Source organism: Aliihoeflea sp. 2WW (assembly GCF_000497755.1).
In the GTDB taxonomy this organism is placed as follows: Bacteria; Pseudomonadota; Alphaproteobacteria; order Rhizobiales; family Rhizobiaceae; genus Aliihoeflea.
Map to the genome: position 1 here is coordinate 42,161 of NZ_AYOD01000035.1, position 13,898 is coordinate 56,058.

Genomic DNA, 13,898 nt, shown 5'->3' on the forward strand with positions numbered 1-13,898 from the left:
TCGGAGGAACGGGATCGATGCGAGCGACGGCCCAAACCGGCGCGGAAAGTGCGACGGACGTCCATGGCGACCTGCGCGCGCGCATTCTGTCACTCGCCCTGCCGCCGGGAAGCCAGTTGTCGCGCAGCGAATTGCAGGCCGCCTATGGGCTGAGCTCCACGCCGGTGCGCGACGCGCTGCTGCGGCTTCAGGAGGAGGGGCTTGTCGACATCTACCCCCAGTCGCGGACCGTCGTCAGCCGGATCGATCTCGGCCAGGCGCGCGAGGCGCATTTCCTGCGAAGTTCGGTCGAACAGAGCATCGTGCGGCGGCTGGCAAGCGAACGGAATGGCGAGCTCGTTCGCAAGCTCGAACATATCACCGCCCTGCAAATCGATTGCGAAGCCGCGAACGATCTCGCCGGATTCGCAAGCCTCGACCTGACATTTCATCGCACGCTTTTCGATGCGGCGGGCCTGATGCGGCTTCATGGCGTCATCCGGCGCGAAAGCGTCCATATCGACCGCCTGCGCGCGCTGCATCTGCCGATGGGCGACAAGACGAAGCGGATTCTCGACGAGCATCGCGCGATCATCGAGGCAATCGCGGCCGGCGCCCCGGACCGCGCGGACGCCGCGATGGCCTTTCACCTCTCCCAGTCGATCACCATCGCAAAGGAACTCAGCCGTTCCCGGCCGGACTATTTCGTGCCCGGCCCTTCCTGAAACCGCCCGAACGCGGAGACGCACCATGAATCCCAACCCCCTCGCCCGCGCGATCACAGGAATCTCCGGCATTCTCGTCGCCCCCTTCGACCGCGACGACCGGCTGGACGCCGGGCCGCTTGGGCCGATCGTCGACCGCGCCGTCACGGCCGGAATCCATGTTCTGGTCGCGAACGGAAACACGGGTGAGTTCTACGGGCTGGCGCTGGAAGAGGCCGAGGATTTCGTGCGGATGGCGGCGCAGAAGATCGACGGACGCGTGCCGCTGCTGGCCGGGATCGGCCGGTCGGTCAAGGACGCCGAGCGGCTGGCGAGGACGTCCGCCGAAGCGGGAGCGGCCGGGCTGATGATCCACCAGCCGCCCGACCCGTTCGCGGCGCCGCGCGGCGTGAGCGACTATGTTAAGCGCGTGCGTGACGCGGCTGGCCTGCCGATCGTCATCTATCTGCGCAACGACGCGATCGGCACGGCCGCGATTGCAGAGCTTTGCAGCATCGAAGGCGTCGTCGGCGTCAAATGGGCAACGCCCAATCCGATGCGTCTTGCCGAGGCGATGGATGCGGCGCCCGACCATATCGTCTGGGTCGGCGGGCTGGCCGAGGTCTGGGCGCCGGTCTTTTATGCTGTCGGCGCCCGCGGCTTCACCTCGGGCCTCATCAATGTCTGGCCGCAGCGCTCGATGGCGATCTTCGAGGCACTGGAAGCATCCGATTATGCGCGCGCCCGCGATCTCATCGCCGGCATGCGGGAATTCGAGGCCGTTCGCGCGGAGGAGATGAACGGCACCAACGTCACTGGCGTCAAGGCAGCGCTGGCGCTGACCGGAAATGATTGCGGCCCATGCCGCCCGCCATCCGCATGGCCACTGACGGCGGGGCAGCACAAGCGTCTCGAGGCGTTTCTGGAGCGGGCGGGACTGAGCGTTCGAAAGGCGTCCTGAAGGATGCCGGCCGTGACGGTGAAACGGGGCGAGGCTGTAAAGTGTCTTGACAACTGGTTGAGCTTCATGGTGCGCTCCGGTCCAAAGCGACAACCCCGGGAGGCACGGAACCGGGGGCTGCATCTTGGAGGAAAAGCGTGACGCAACCGGGGTCAAACGTCCCCGCGGCGATCTGGCGTCGCCAGGCGGCCGACATCCTGTCGGCCTGGGGCCTGAGCGCGGATCACGCCGCCACGACGGCGGACATCCTGACCGAAGCCGACATGATGGGCATCGAATCCCACGGCGTCGCCATGCTCGCGCTCTACGAACGCCAGATCGACGAAGGCGGCGCCAATCCGCGGCCCGTCATCCAGATCGTCCACAACCATGCGGCCGTCGCGCTCATCGACGCGGATGGCGGCTTCGGGCAGGTTCCATCCGCAATGGCCGTGGAGATGGCGGGCGAACGAGCGGAGAAATTCGGCATCGCGGCCGTTGCGATCCGCAATTCAAATCACTACGGGGCCGCCGGCATCTATGCGCGCATGCTGGCCGAGCGCGGTCTCATCGGATTGTCGACCTCGTCGGTCTGGCGTTCGGCGATCGTTCCGACGGGCGGGCTGGAGCCACGGCTCGGAACCAATCCGATCGCATTTGCCGCCCCATGTGCCGGGCAGCGCCCGTTCCTTCTCGACATGGCGACATCGACGGCGGCCATCGGCAAGCTGAAGCTGGCGGAACGGGCGGAGAAGCCGATCCCGGCCGGCTGGGCGCTGGACCGACAGGGCGCGCCGCTGCTCGATCCGGCCCAAGCGCTGCGCGACACGCTTCTGGTGCCGCTCGGCGGCCACAAGGGCTACGGGCTCGCTACGATGGTCGAGATCCTGTCAAGCACGCTGTCAGGTGCAGCCATGACACCGTTGCGCGGGTCACCGGCGGGCCATCACGATGTCGGCCATTTCGTCATGGCGCTAGATCCCGCGCTTTTGCGGGGATCGCGGGAGGAATTCGCCGCCGACATGGCGCGGATGGCCGAAGGCCTTCGCGAAACGCCGCCGAGCGATGCCGATACGCCCGTCATGGTCGCAGGCGACCCCGAATATCGCTGCGAGGACGAACGACGCACCAACGGAATTCCGCTGCCGCACAAGCTCGGGCAGCAGTTGCGCGACATCTGCAGGCGCGCGGACATCGCGTTCCGACTGGAAGAGGAGGCGGTGCCGGGCTGACGCTTCGCAGGCGCCCGAACAGATTCGACAGGTTCAACAGGGAGGAAGACCGACGATGAAGACCCAAATGCTGACTGCACTCACCGTGCTTGCCGTGGCGGCCGTCGCCGCACCGGCGCAGGCGCAGCAACTGAACCTGATGACTGGTCCGCAGGGCGGCGCGTGGTATCCGCTTGGCGGCGCCATGCAGGCGATGGCCAGCGATGCGGGCCTCGCCTCGATCCAGGTCCTGCCGGGCGGCGGCATCGCCAACGTCCAGGGCGTCCAGAACGGCGACGCCGATCTTGGCTTCGGCAATTCGATCTCGACCGTTGACGCGATCGAAGGCCGCGAGCCTTTCGAGGCGGAAGCCGACAATGTCTGCAACGTCGCGACGCTCTATCCCCAGTATTTCCAGATGGTGGCGACGCAGGCGAGCGGCATCGCGACGGTCGAAGACTTCGCGGGCAAGCGCCTCAACACCCAGCCCGTCGGCAACACCGCCGAGCAGGTGGTGCGCGCGGTGCTTCAGACCGCCGGCCTCAGCTATGACGACATGTCCGCCGTCGACTTCGTCTCCTATTCGGACGGTGTCTCTCTGGTTCAGGACAACAATTCGGACATTCTGGCGCTGGGCACCACCATCCCCTCCTCGGCGGTGATGGATCTGGCCAACAGCGCCGACCTGACGGTGATCCCTCTCGACGAGGCCTTCGTCGAGAGGATGCGCGCGGAGATCAATCCCGGTTACACGAGCCTCACCATCCCGGCCGGCACCTATCCCGGGCAGGACGAGGACGTGAACGCGGTCGGCTATGCCACCCATATCGTCGCGCGCTGCGATCTCGAGGCCGAGATCGTCGAGGGGCTTTTGACCCAGATGTGGGAAAACCGGCAGGATCTCGCCGCCATCGCCTCGGTGATGGCCGGCCTTTCGCTGGAGGAAATGGCGCAGGATATCGGCGTTCCCATGCATGAAGGCGCGACCGCCTTCTACGAAGCGAACGGCGTCGCCCAGTAAATCGCGACTGACGGGCGGATGCGACCGAACCGTATCCGCCCGGTTGCACGTGCAGTTTCGAGACAGGCCGACGACACCGAGGAGGGTGCCCTGATGCGCTACGAATCGCTGATGAAGAAGCTCGTGACATTCGTGGCGGTGTCGATGAGCCTGTTTCACCTCTACGTCGCCTATGCGGGGCCGCCGAACGCATTCACCCTGCGGGCGACCCATTTCGGCTTCGCGCTGGTGCTGGCCTATCTGTCGCTACCGCTGTTCAGCCGCAATGCGGGCAAGGCGCCGGGTCCGCTCGACTGGCTGTTCGTGATCGGCGCCATCGTCGCGTGCGCCTATCCGATCTTCTACCAGCAATATTTCAACACGCGGATGGCCTATGTCGGCCCGGTCTCGACGACCGACCAGGCGATGGCGATCCTGATGATCCTGGTCGTGCTGGAAGCCGCCCGCCGCGCGATGGGACCGATCCTGCCGATCACGGCGCTCCTCTTCCTCGGTTACCAGGTCTTCTTCACCAACACCCGCATCCTGCGGCTGCTCGAATATCAGTACATGACGACGGACGCCCTGTTCGGCATTCCCGCCCAGGTTTCGGCCACTTATGTGGTCCTTTTCGTCATCTTCGGCGCGCTGGCCGAGCGGATGGGCATCGGCAAGCTCTTCACCGACTTCGCCCTCGCGCTGACGGGTCACACGGCCGGCGGTCCCGCCAAGGTGGCGGTGGTCACGTCGGGCCTGTTCGGATCGGTCTCGGGCTCGGCCGTCGCCAATGTCATGACCACCGGCACGTTCACGATCCCCTTGATGAAGCGCATCGGCTATCCGAAATCCTTCGCCGGCGCGGTCGAGGCGGTGGCCTCGACGGGCGGGCAGATCATGCCGCCGATCATGGGCGCAGCCGCTTTCGTCATGGCCGAATTCATGGGCGTCAGTTATCTGACGGTCGCGACATACGCGCTGCTGCCGGCCTTCCTCTATTATCTCGCGGTCTTCCTCGCCGTCCATTTCGAGGCCAAGAAGCAGGGGCTCAAAGGCCTTCCCAAGGCAGATCTTCCCCGCGTCTGGACTGTGCTCAGCGAACGCGGGCACCTGTTCCTGCCGCTGTTCTTCATCATCGGCGCGCTGATGATCGGGCGGTCGGCGCAGTTCTCGGCCCTGATGGGCGTCCTCTCCATCGTCCCGGTCGTGCTGATGCGCAAGACGACGCGGGCGGAGTTCTCGATCCAGAAGCTCATCGACGGCCTCGAATCGGGCGCGATCAACGCCGTGATCGTCGCGCTCGCCTGCGCGGCGGCCGGCATCGTCATCGGCGTCATCGCCCAGACCGGGCTCGGCCTCACCTTCACCGGCATCGTCCGCGCCGCGGCGCAGAACATGCTCCTGCCGGCGCTGCTCCTGACCATGGTCGCGGGCATCATCCTCGGCATGGGGATGCCGACGACGCCCGCCTATATCGTCCAGGTAGCGCTTCTGGTGCCGGCGCTGGTGCGCCTTGGCGTACCGGTCGAGGCCGCACACATGTTCGTCTTCTACTTCGCCATCCTGTCGGCCATCACGCCGCCGGTCGCCATCGCAGTCTATGCCGCGGCGGGCCTCAGTCGCGGCGGCATCTGGGAAACGAGCTGGGACGCGGTCAAGCTCGGCCTGACCGGCTACATCATCCCGTTCATGTTCGTGTTCGGACCGGCCCTCCTGATGATCGGCGACTGGCCGGACATCGTGCTCGCGGCGATCTCGGCAACCATCGGCGTCACGCTTCTGGCCGGAGCGCTGACCGGCTATTTCATCAAGCCGGCAAGCTGGATCACGCGGCTTCTGTTCTTCGCCGCCGCCCTGTCGCTGATCAAGACCGGCTTCGTGACCGACGCGATCGGGCTGGCGCTTGCGGCTGCCGGCATCGCCGTCAATTTGAAATGGCCGGCGGCCGAACTGCCGCCGCGCACGCAAAAGCAGAGCATCGGGCATGTCGAGGCGCCGGACCATTCGCCGGTCGCGCCGGGCGACATGCTCGAGGTGCCTGCTCACGCCCCGAAGGACCCCATCGAACCGGGGCGCGCATGATCTACGATCTGCGCACCTATACGTGCCGCGCCGGCACGCTGAAAAGCCATCTCGAGCTCTATGGCCGGCATGGATATCCGGTGCAGAGGCGCCATCTCGGGACGCCGCTGGTCTATGCGGTGACCGAGACGGGCAGGCTCAACTCCTACGTCCATATCTGGGCGTTCGAGAATGCCGCCGACCGGGAAGCGCGACGCGCGGCGATGGAAAAGGACCCGGACTGGATCGCCTATCGCAAAATGAGCCGTGAGGCGGGCTATCTCGTCGCCCAGGAAAACAGTCTCCTGTCCGGACCGCTCGACTTCATCGAGGCCGATCCGCGTCAGGGGTGACGCTGGTAGTCGGTCGTGCGGCTGCGCGCCTGCATCAGATGATAGTGCATCAGGACGCCCGCGCCCGAGCGGTCGCGCGAGGCGATCGCATCGAAGATCTGGCGATGTTCGGCGAGAACGCGCTCACGGCGCGCCTGCGAGCCGACGCGGGTCAGACTGACGGCGACGTCGATGCCGCCCAGCATCAGTTCGCGCATCGATTCGAGGAGCGCGGGAAAGATGTCGTTTCCCGTCGCCTCGGCGATGGCGCGATGAAAAGCGAAATCCTCGTCGCGGTCGTTCTCGCTGGCCTCCAGCGCGGCCAGCGCGGAGGCGATCTTTTCGAGATGGTCCTCCGTGGCGCGCTCGGCGGCCAGTTCTGCGATCTGCGGTTCGAGCGCCATGCGCGCCTCGTAGCCGCGCAGCAGCCTGGCGACGTCCGACACGGCCGCAAAATCGGTCAGACGGGCGGGCGGGCGCTGCTTGACGAAGGAGCCCGAGCCGCGTCGTGCATAGACGAGGCCATCGGCCTGGAGGCGCATCAACGCCTCGCGCACGACCGGCCGCGACACCTTGAAAGCGCGGCAGATTTCCGATTCGGAAGGCAGGCGCTCGCCTTCCTTCAAACGCCCCAGCATGATCTGCTCGAGAAGCTGGCCGTAAAGATTGTCGGCGAGTTTTTCGCGGCGGGCCGGTGTGATCTCAATCTTCATGGATCGCAATAACTCCGGGCGCGGTTCCTTTTCCTGTCATGTCGCTCCTCCTCGGCCTCAGCGGCCATCGTCACGCCGGGATCGGAATGTCCTGCGTATATTTGGGCACATGATAGCCTTTTTGAACCGCCTCACGGCCGGCAAGTTCGACATACCAGCGCTTCACGTTGGGGAAATCCTCGAGGTCGACATCCTGCCATTCGTGGCGCGACGCCCAGGGCCAGATTGCCATGTCGGCGATCGTATAGTCGGGGCCGGCAACATGCGCTTCGCGTCCGAGCTGGCCGTCGAGAACGCCGTAGAGGCGGCGGACCTCCTTGGTGAACCGCTCTTCGGCGAAGGGCGCCTTGCCGCGATTGAACTTCAGATATTGGTGGGCCTGGCCGAGCATCGGACCGAAGCCCCCCATCTGCCACATCAGCCATTCCAGCACCTTCATCCGCGCCTTCGCCTCGGTCGGCAGGAAGCGGCCGGTCTTTTCGGCGAGGTAGATCAGGATGGCGCCGGATTCGAAAACGGACTGGCCGGTCTCCCGGTCGACGATCGCGGGGATCTTGTTATTGGGCGAGATTTTCAGGAAGTCCGGTGCGAATTGTTCGTCCTTGCCGATGTCGATGGAATGGACCTCGTAAGGCAGCGCCATTTCCTCGAGCGCGATTGAGACCTTGCGGCCGTTCGGCGTCGTCCAGGTGTAGAGATCGATCATCAAATGTCTCCGAATTTCGAATGGATGGCGGATCAGGCGAAGCGGGCGCGAAGGGCGTCGCTGCCGCGCGCGAGAAGGCCGAGATCGCTGCCGACGGCGACGAAGAGGCACCCTTCGTCGAGCCAGCGTTTCGCGTCGGCCTCGACGGGCGCGAGGATGCCGGCGGCCTTGCCGGCCGCGCGGATACGGCCAATCGCCTGCGAAATCGCCGTGCGGACCGCATCATGTCCCGAATTGCCGAGATGGCCCAGATCGGCAGCAAGATCCGACGGGCCGATGAAGATGCCGTCGACCCCTTCGACCGCGGCGATCTCCTCGATGTTGTCGAGCGCGACGCGCGTCTCGATCTGGACGAGCAGGCAGACCTCGTCATTGGCGCGGGCGAAATAATCCGGCACGCGGCCAAAGCCGTTGGCGCGCGTGCTGACCGATACACCTCGGATTCCGTGCGGAGGATAGCGCATGGCCGCGACCGCTTTGCGCGCCTCGTCGGCGTTCTGGACGAAGGGGACGAGCAGGGTCTGCGCCCCGATGTCGAGCAAGCGCTTGATGGCGACCGGGTCGTTCCAGGCAGGGCGGACGATCGCGCTCGCCGTCGAATGCGACACCGCCTGAAGCTGCGCGTGGACCGTGGGCAATTCGTTGGGTGCGTGCTCGGTGTCGATCAGGAGCCAGTCGAAGCCCGCGCCTGCCAAGGGCTCGATGGCGACGTTGCTCGTCAGGCTGCACCAGAGACCGATTTGCGGCCGGCCGGCCGCCAGCGCCGCCTTGAAGCGGTTTTCCTGCATCTGCACCACGTTCTCCTCCGCGTCGAATTTCGCATAGTTATCAAGAAAGTTGACAGATTGCACGCGGCACGTCCAAATCCCCGCCATCGAAAGGAAGGCCTATGAAAGCCGAAGACAGGACCGCCATCGTGACGGGCGCGGGGACGGGAATCGGCAAGGCGATCGCCGCCGGCCTCGTGCGGGCCGGGTTCAAGGTCGCCATCGCCGGGCGCCGGGCCGACGTGCTGGAAGCGGCCGCGCGCGAAATGGGCGGCGATCCGGGCCAGGTTCTCGCGGTGCCGACCGATATCGGCGACGCAGCCGCCGTGACCCGCCTGTTCGATACGGTGGAGGCGCAGTTCGGGCGGCTCGACCTGCTCGTCAACAATGCCGGCACCAATACGCCGGCCGTCCCCATCGAGGATCTTACCGTCGACCAGTGGAACGCGGTGGTCGGTGCCAATCTCACCGGTGCCTTCCTCTGTACGCAAGCGGCATTCCGCATCATGAAGCGGCAGGACCCGCGCGGCGGGCGCATCCTCAATAACGGGTCGCTCTCCGCGACGACGCCACGGCCGCACTCGGCTCCCTATACGGCGACCAAGCACGCCATCACCGGGCTGACCAAGGCGACGGCGCTCGATGGACGCGAATTCGGCATCGCCTGCGGCCAGTTCGACGTCGGCAATGCGGCAACGGACATGACGCAGCGCATGACCGCCGGGGTGCTGCAAGCCGATGGACGGCGCATGGCCGAGCCGCGCATGGACGTGCGGCACGTCGCCGACGCGGTGGTCCACATGGCCACGCTGCCGCCGGAGGCGAACATCCTTTTCCTCAACGTGATGGCGACGAACATGCCGTTCGTCGGCAGGGGTTAGCGTTCATGAGCCGCGAAGACGCCATTGCCCGGGCGCGGGCGCATTTCGACGACGGAACCTTCCGCGACGTGCTCGCGCGGCGCGTCGCCATTGCGACCGAAAGCCAGGAAACCGATGCCGCCGGCGAGCTTGATCGCTACATCGCCGAGGAAGTCGGTCCGGAACTCGAAGCGCTGGGCTTTTCGTGCCGCACGGTCCGGCACGAGCGTGCGCGGGGGCCGTTCCTCATAGCCGAACGGATCGAGGACCAGGGATTGCCGACCGTGCTCGGCTACGGCCATGGCGACGTGACGCGCGGGCAGGCGGAACGCTGGCAGGAGGGGCTGTCGCCCTGGACGCTGACCGAACGGGACGGCCGCTGGTACGGGCGCGGCATCGCCGACAACAAGGGTCAGCATACGGTCAACATCGCTGCCTTGCGTGCCGTTCTCGAGACGCGCGGGACGCTCGGCTTCAACGCCAAGTACCTGATCGAGATGGGCGAGGAGATCGGCTCGCCGGGTTTGCGCGAGCTTTGCGGCGCGGAGAAGGAGGCGCTGCGCGCAGACCTGCTGATCGCGTCCGACGGGCCGCGCCTCTCGGCTGACCGGCCGACGCTCTTCCTCGGCTCGCGCGGCGGCATCTCGTTCGACCTCAGGATCAAAGCGCGCGAGGGCGCGCATCATTCGGGCAATTGGGGCGGGCTTCTGTCGAACCCCGCCGTGCAGCTTGCGCATGCCATCGCAGCGCTGATCGGACCGGAGGGCCGCATTCTGGTGCCGGAGCTGAAGCCGGCGGAACTGCCCGCCAGCGTGCGCCAAGCGCTGGCCGACTGCCCGGTCGTCGACGCCGCCGGCGGCCCGCGCATCGACACGGACTGGGGCGAGCCGGGGCTTTCGGCGGCCGAAAAGGTGTTCGGCTGGTGCGCGCTCGAAATCCTCGCCTTCGAGGCGGGCGAGCCTCGTGCGCCGGTCAACGCCATTCCGGGCCATGCCTTCGCACGGCTGCAACTGCGCTTCGTCGTCGGCGTCGATCCCGAAGGCGTCGTGCCGGCGGTCAGACGCCATCTCGAAGCGGCCGGTTTCGGCCATGTCGAGGTCACGGTCGCAGACGAGGAGATGTTCCGCGCGACGCGGCTCGACCCTGCCGATCCGTGGGTCGGCTTTGCGGCTCGCTCGATCGAGCGGACGACGGGGCAACGCCCGGCGATCCTGCCCAATCTCGGTGGATCGCTGCCCAACGACGCCTTTGCCGACATTCTCGGCCTGCGGACGATCTGGGTGCCGCATTCCTATGCCGGCTGCTCGCAGCACGCCCCTGACGAACATCTGCCGCCGCATCTCCTGCGTGAAGGACTTGAGATGATGGCCGGGCTCTACTGGGATATCGGCTCCGGCGAGACGCCGCCTAGGGTGCGCGAGTTTCAGACCTGAGCGACCTGCAAATGGCAGTTTTCTGCGCTTCCGGTGCTCACGTACCCAAAAGTACGCTCCGCTCCGGTTCTCGCAATCTGCCATTTTCGGCTCGCACATGCCTGAATCTCGACGCACCCTCGAGCGCGCCTAAATCGGCAACCGCAAGGTGCATTGCCGCAGCGGCTCGGCGGACAATGTTTCGCCGGGACTCCAAAAGTGTTCGCGCGAGGGTTGTGCCACCCCATCGGCGCCCCATTCGCCTCCTACCCGCCATAATATCTTCAACGGGTATGGACCACCGACATGACGGCTCGCTTCCTCCGCTCCTCCGGCATTGCGCTGGCTGGCACGATCGCTCTTGGCCTTTCGGCCGGCATCGCCAATGCCCAGTGCGGCAGCGCTTCCTGGTATGCGCTGACCTCCAAGACGGCCTCGGGCGAGCGGATGAATCCTGACGGCATGACCGCGGCGCATCGCAGCCTGCCCTTCGGCACCAAGATCAAGGTCATCAACCAGCGCAACGGCAAGGAAGTGGTGGTGCGCGTCAACGACCGCGGGCCGTTCACCAAGGGACGCGTGCTCGACCTGTCGCGCGGCGCGGCCAACAAGCTCGGCTTCATCAATGCCGGCCATACCAAGATCTGCCTGGAAGACGTCGGCTGAAACGTTCCGTCAGGTCCGCTTCAGCGAGGCGAGCCTGCGGCTTTCCCGCAAGTGGATGAATTCGGCCGTGGCCAGGGCCGGCTCGGCACGACCATAGAGAAACCCCTGTCCCATGCGGCAGCCGAGTTCGGCGAGGCGTTTTGCCTGCGCCCTCTCCTCGATGCCTTCGGCGACGGCCCCCATGCCAAGGCCGGTGCACATGGCCAGGATCGCCCTGACGATGTGTTCCGATGCGCGATCTTCCATGATCGAGGCGATGAAGCTGCGGTCGATCTTGAGCTTGTCGAAGGGGAAGTCGCGCAGCCGCCCGAGCGACGACTGGCCGGTGCCGAAATCGTCGAGCGCGATCCGGGCGCCGGCGCGCTTGAATTCGCCGATGATCGCTGCCGCCGTCTCGGGCTGCGACATCAGGCCGGTTTCGGTGATCTCGACTTCGAGCCGGCGCGGGTCGAGCCCGGAGCGAGCCGAAATCTCCAGCACCTCGCGCGCGGTGGACTGGTCGACGAGCTGCTCGGGGGACAGGTTGAAGGCGAGGAAGAGATGGCGCGGCCAGTTGCGCGCCGCATCGGCCGCCTTTCCCAGAACCAGACGCGACAGATCGGGCATGATGCCGCGCTCTTCGGCGAGCGGGATAAACAGGCCGGGCGAGACCGGCCCGAGATCGTGGTCGGTCCAGCGGGCAAGCGCCTCGAACCCCAGAAGATGGCCGCTGTCGAGGGCGACGATGGGCTGGAAATGGGGCTCGACTTCGCCATTCGACACGGCGCGGCGCAGCGCCTGCTCGATGCGGGTAACGGAATGCGTCGCCTCCACCAGTTCGGGCGAATAGACGACGACGCGATTGCGCCCCGTGCGGCGCGCCTCGTAGAGCGCCGTCTCGGCCTTCCCGATCAGCGCTTCCGTCGTCTCGTCCGCATGCTCGTAGATCGACGATCCGACCGATGCAGTGAGCCGGACGGACCGCGCACCGATATCGTAGGGCGCCGACAGAACCTCGATCAGCGTGGAGGCGAGATGCCGGGCCGCGGCCGCGCTGAAGACCAGCGGCGCCAGAACGGCAAACTCGTCGGCACCGAGCCGCACGACCATCGAGGACTCGTCGATGGCGGCGCGCAGTCGAAGCGCTGCCTGCTTCAGGATGCCGTCCCCTGCGGTGCGGCCGTATAGGTCGTTGATCGGCTTGAAGCCGTCGAGGTCGATGATGGCGATGGCAAAGGGTGCGGGGTCCTCTTCACGCTCGGCGATGAGGCGTGCGATCTTGTCCTCCAGACGCGCGCGCGTGCCGAGGCCCGTGAGCCGATCGGTCATCTGTCCGGTCGATCGCGTGGTTTCCGCCCTGTCCGCCAACACGGTCGCCGTTTCCCCCACTTGCCTTGTCGTCGTGCGGGAAACTGCCACGGAAAAGCTTTCGGAAAGGTATCATGCTCGCCCTTTGTCGCCGGGCCGATTGGCAAGGCAGCGCGAAGCGACTAGATGCAAGGACCAGCCCGCCTGCAGCGCCCCCGACCGGAGCCTTCCATGAGCCTGAAGATCGCCTTCCAGATGGACCACGTCTCGACCGTTTCGGTTGCGGGGGACACCACATTCGCGCTGGCGCTCGAGGCGCAGCGGCGCGGGCACGAACTCTTCCACTACACGCCGGACCGGCTTTCCATGCGCAATGGCGACGTGACGGCCCGCGTGGAGACGATGCGGGTGGACGACGTCAAGGGCGCGCATTTCACGCTCGGCGAACCGCAGCGCGTGAATCTTGCCGAGATGGACGTGGTGCTTTTGCGCCAGGACCCGCCCTTCGACATGAACTACATCACGACGACGCATCTGCTCGAACGCATCCACCCAAAGACGCTGGTCGTCAACGACCCGGCCTGGGTGCGCAATTCGCCCGAAAAGATCTTCGTCACCGAATTCGCCGATCTGATGCCCGAAACGCTGATCACCAAGGACCCGCAGGAAGTTGCCGATTTCCGTCGCGAGGCCGGCGACATCATCGTCAAGCCGCTCTACGGCAATGGCGGAGCGGGCATCTTCCACCTGCACGAGGCGGACCGGAACCTCGCCTCGCTCCTGGAAATGTTCGGCCAGATGTTCCGCGAGCCCTACATCGTCCAGCGATATCTCAAGGACGTGCGCAAGGGCGACAAGCGCATCATCCTGATCGACGGCGAGCCGGTCGGCGCGATCAACCGGGTTCCGGCGGAGCACGATTCCCGCTCCAACATGCATGTCGGCGGGCGCGCCGAGAAGACGGAACTGACGGCACGCGAGCGCGAGATTTGCGCGCGGATCGGGCCGTCGCTGAAGCAACGCGGCTTCATCCTCGTCGGCATCGACGTGATCGGCGACTACATGACCGAAATCAACGTCACCTCGCCGACCGGCGTGCGCGAAGTGAAGAGGTTCGGCGGGGCCGACATCGCGGCGCTGTTCTGGGATGCGGTGGAAGCCAAGCGGGGCTGATGTTCCGCCTGCACAACCCGGTACAACACGACCACAACTTATACTCCATTTTGTTCGCTTCATGTTCTTGATTTGATCTCGAAACCATGC

14 protein-coding genes are annotated in these 13,898 nt (G+C 65.9%); 10 read left to right on the plus strand and 4 right to left on the minus strand.

What is annotated here, in order from left to right; translation table 11 throughout:
• The first annotated feature begins 17 nt into the window (after positions 1-17).
• The 6 genes from ALII_RS0114195 (at position 18) to ALII_RS0114220 (ending at position 6,245) form a co-directional block, all read left to right on the plus strand.
• Positions 18-704 carry a GntR family transcriptional regulator gene (locus tag ALII_RS0114195; protein ID WP_024587973.1) on the plus strand — a complete coding sequence of 229 codons (687 nt, stop codon included), beginning with the start codon at positions 18-20 and terminating at the stop codon, positions 702-704.
• A 25-nt stretch (positions 705-729) separates the two neighbouring features.
• Positions 730-1,644, plus strand: a complete 915-nt coding sequence (locus ALII_RS0114200; RefSeq protein ID WP_024587974.1) for a dihydrodipicolinate synthase family protein — start codon at positions 730-732, stop codon at positions 1,642-1,644.
• A 137-nt stretch (positions 1,645-1,781) separates the two neighbouring features.
• Positions 1,782-2,855, plus strand: coding sequence for an Ldh family oxidoreductase (locus ALII_RS0114205; RefSeq protein WP_024587975.1), 1,074 nt, complete (start codon positions 1,782-1,784; stop codon positions 2,853-2,855).
• A gap of 67 nt (positions 2,856-2,922) precedes the next feature.
• Positions 2,923-3,855: a TAXI family TRAP transporter solute-binding subunit gene (locus ALII_RS0114210; protein WP_035449995.1), complete on the plus strand. Its 933-nt coding sequence runs from the start codon at positions 2,923-2,925 to the stop codon at positions 3,853-3,855.
• Positions 3,856-3,948: 93 nt separating this feature from the next.
• Positions 3,949-5,913, plus strand: a complete 1,965-nt coding sequence (locus ALII_RS0114215; RefSeq protein WP_244437439.1) for a TRAP transporter permease — start codon at positions 3,949-3,951, stop codon at positions 5,911-5,913.
• Positions 5,910-6,245, plus strand: a complete 336-nt coding sequence (locus ALII_RS0114220) for an NIPSNAP family protein (protein WP_024587978.1) — start codon at positions 5,910-5,912, stop codon at positions 6,243-6,245. The genes ALII_RS0114215 and ALII_RS0114220 overlap by 4 nt, the downstream gene beginning before the upstream one ends.
• Here the strand turns inward: ALII_RS0114220 and ALII_RS0114225 are convergent.
• From ALII_RS0114225 to ALII_RS0114235, 3 genes are all read right to left on the minus strand, one after another.
• The gene (locus ALII_RS0114225; RefSeq protein ID WP_029660555.1) at positions 6,236-6,937 is read right to left on the minus strand and encodes a FadR/GntR family transcriptional regulator; all 702 of its coding nucleotides are present in this window, start codon (positions 6,935-6,937) and stop codon (positions 6,236-6,238) included. The genes ALII_RS0114220 and ALII_RS0114225 overlap by 10 nt on opposite strands.
• A 70-nt stretch (positions 6,938-7,007) precedes the next feature.
• On the minus strand, positions 7,008-7,643 hold the full coding sequence (locus tag ALII_RS0114230; protein WP_024587980.1) for a glutathione S-transferase N-terminal domain-containing protein: 636 nt from the start codon (positions 7,641-7,643) through the stop codon (positions 7,008-7,010).
• 32 nt (positions 7,644-7,675) lie between these two features.
• The gene (locus tag ALII_RS0114235; RefSeq protein WP_173401416.1) at positions 7,676-8,437 is read right to left on the minus strand and encodes an HpcH/HpaI aldolase/citrate lyase family protein; all 762 of its coding nucleotides are present in this window, start codon (positions 8,435-8,437) and stop codon (positions 7,676-7,678) included.
• Positions 8,438-8,532: 95 nt separating this feature from the next.
• Here ALII_RS0114235 and ALII_RS0114240 point away from each other — a divergent pair, with 95 nt between their 5' ends.
• From ALII_RS0114240 to ALII_RS0114250, 3 genes are all read left to right on the plus strand, one after another.
• The gene (locus tag ALII_RS0114240) at positions 8,533-9,291 is read left to right on the plus strand and encodes an SDR family oxidoreductase (RefSeq protein WP_024587981.1); all 759 of its coding nucleotides are present in this window, start codon (positions 8,533-8,535) and stop codon (positions 9,289-9,291) included.
• 5 nt (positions 9,292-9,296) lie between these two features.
• Positions 9,297-10,703 carry a M20 family metallopeptidase gene (locus ALII_RS0114245; RefSeq protein WP_024587982.1) on the plus strand — a complete coding sequence of 469 codons (1,407 nt, stop codon included), beginning with the start codon at positions 9,297-9,299 and terminating at the stop codon, positions 10,701-10,703.
• A gap of 285 nt (positions 10,704-10,988) precedes the next feature.
• Complete coding sequence (locus ALII_RS0114250) at positions 10,989-11,348, plus strand: septal ring lytic transglycosylase RlpA family protein (RefSeq protein ID WP_024587983.1); 360 nt, start codon at positions 10,989-10,991, stop codon at positions 11,346-11,348.
• A 9-nt stretch (positions 11,349-11,357) separates the two neighbouring features.
• Here the strand turns inward: ALII_RS0114250 and ALII_RS0114255 are convergent, their stop codons facing one another.
• Positions 11,358-12,656, minus strand: a complete 1,299-nt coding sequence (locus tag ALII_RS0114255) for an EAL domain-containing protein (RefSeq protein WP_024587984.1) — start codon at positions 12,654-12,656, stop codon at positions 11,358-11,360.
• Between the two features lie 210 nt (positions 12,657-12,866).
• On the opposite strand from ALII_RS0114255, the gene gshB reads away from it, so the two are divergent.
• A complete protein-coding gene (gene gshB / locus ALII_RS0114260) occupies positions 12,867-13,808 on the plus strand; it encodes a glutathione synthase (RefSeq protein ID WP_024587985.1) in 942 nt (313 codons plus the stop codon).
• The last annotated feature ends 90 nt before the right edge of the window (positions 13,809-13,898 follow it).

What these genes read in the sequence shown, in the direction of transcription:
- ALII_RS0114195 (WP_024587973.1), top strand. Translation starts at nt 18, where the DNA reads ATGCGAGCGACGGCCCAAACCGGCGCGGAAAGTGCGACGGACGTCCAT.
- ALII_RS0114200 (WP_024587974.1), top strand. Translation starts at nt 730, where the DNA reads ATGAATCCCAACCCCCTCGCCCGCGCGATCACAGGAATCTCCGGCATT.
- ALII_RS0114210 (WP_035449995.1), top strand. Translation starts at nt 2,923, where the DNA reads ATGCTGACTGCACTCACCGTGCTTGCCGTGGCGGCCGTCGCCGCACCG.
- ALII_RS0114215 (WP_244437439.1), top strand. Translation starts at nt 3,949, where the DNA reads ATGCGCTACGAATCGCTGATGAAGAAGCTCGTGACATTCGTGGCGGTG.
- ALII_RS0114220 (WP_024587978.1), top strand. Translation starts at nt 5,910, where the DNA reads ATGATCTACGATCTGCGCACCTATACGTGCCGCGCCGGCACGCTGAAA.
- ALII_RS0114225 (WP_029660555.1), bottom strand. Translation starts at nt 6,937, where the DNA reads ATGAAGATTGAGATCACACCGGCCCGCCGCGAAAAACTCGCCGACAAT.
- ALII_RS0114230 (WP_024587980.1), bottom strand. Translation starts at nt 7,643, where the DNA reads ATGATCGATCTCTACACCTGGACGACGCCGAACGGCCGCAAGGTCTCA.
- ALII_RS0114240 (WP_024587981.1), top strand. Translation starts at nt 8,533, where the DNA reads ATGAAAGCCGAAGACAGGACCGCCATCGTGACGGGCGCGGGGACGGGA.
- ALII_RS0114245 (WP_024587982.1), top strand. Translation starts at nt 9,297, where the DNA reads ATGAGCCGCGAAGACGCCATTGCCCGGGCGCGGGCGCATTTCGACGAC.
- ALII_RS0114250 (WP_024587983.1), top strand. Translation starts at nt 10,989, where the DNA reads ATGACGGCTCGCTTCCTCCGCTCCTCCGGCATTGCGCTGGCTGGCACG.
- ALII_RS0114255 (WP_024587984.1), bottom strand. Translation starts at nt 12,656, where the DNA reads ATGACCGATCGGCTCACGGGCCTCGGCACGCGCGCGCGTCTGGAGGAC.
- gshB (WP_024587985.1), top strand. Translation starts at nt 12,867, where the DNA reads ATGAGCCTGAAGATCGCCTTCCAGATGGACCACGTCTCGACCGTTTCG.